The sequence below is a fragment of the Mitsuaria sp. TWR114 genome (genome assembly GCF_007997345.1).
In genome coordinates this window covers 1-1,143 of sequence record NZ_VOSR01000746.1, presented here as the reverse complement: position 1 = coordinate 1,143, position 1,143 = coordinate 1, and the positions used below count along the sequence as shown (strand labels likewise).

Below are 1,143 nucleotides of genomic sequence, written 5' to 3'. Positions count from 1 at the left end.
CCGATGCCGCTGGACGCGCTGCCGGCCGAACCCGCCGCCGACGAGCCGGCGCTGGACCTGCTGGATCTGTCCGATCTCAACACCGTGCCGGTCGCCGCGATCGATGCGCCGTCCGCCGCGGACCTGTCGCTGACGCTGGACCTCGGCCAGGAACTGGTGTCCGCGCCGGCGGAAGCCCCGGTGGCCGCCGACGACGCCGTGCTCGACCTGAGCGACGCGGCCGCCGAAGCGGCCGATGCCGCTGTCGAGGCGACCGCGCCCGAGGGCCTGTCGCCGCGCACCCTGTCCGACCTGGATCTGCCGGACCTGGACCTGCCCGACCTGGGCGCGGCACCGGCGCACGCCGCGCCGGCGCTGAGCCTGGTGGGCGGCACCGCCGTCACGCCGCCGACCGCCGAGGTCGAGGCCGAGGTGCAGCCGGAAGAGGCCGTCGAGGACAGCGACGAGGGCGTCAAGGTCATTGGGCCGCTGCGCATCAGCATCGCGCTGTTCAACATCTTCCTGAACGAGGCCGACGAGCGTTCGCGCCGTCTGCAGGTGGAGCTGAGCGAGTGGGCGCTGCTGCCCCAGTCGCCGCTGCCGCAGGACGCCGAAGCCCTGGCGCACGGCCTGGCCGGCAGCGCCGCGACGGTGGGCTTCGAGGACCTGTCCACGCTGGCCCGTTGCCTGGAGCACGCGCTGGCGCGCGCCCAGGGCCATCAGGTCGCCGACCCGACGCTGTTCCAGCGCGCCGCCGACGAGATCCGCCGCCTGTTGCACCAGTTCGCCGCCGGTTTCCTGAAGGAAGCCGATGCCGGCCTGCTGGCGGAACTGCAGGCCTTCGAGCCGGGCGCCGTGCTGCCCGACAGCCATGCCGACAGCGACGAGGGCCTGCTGGCCATGTCGCTCGAGGAGGTGTCGACGGCCGCGCTGCCGGCCCACCTGCTGGTGGACCACACGGCCGAGCCGGCCCTGCCGACCTCGCATTACGCCTTCCACCAGGCCGCCGAGGCGACCGCCGACGATTTCGACTTCAGCCAGCCCGACCAGATCGAGCCGGAACTGATGCCGATCTTCGAGGAGGAAGCCGAGGACCTGCTGGGCGAGCTGCACGGCGCGCTGCGCGAGTGGGCGACCCAGCCGGCCGACACCGGCCGCGCCGCC

General features: G+C 73.8%; 1 protein-coding gene. It reads left to right on the top strand.

Features of this window, described 5'->3' with window-relative positions; all coding sequences use genetic code 11:
* Nucleotides 1–1,143 (top strand): Hpt domain-containing protein (locus tag FUT87_RS23525; RefSeq protein ID WP_186830724.1); only part of this gene is annotated, 1,143 nt, incomplete at both ends.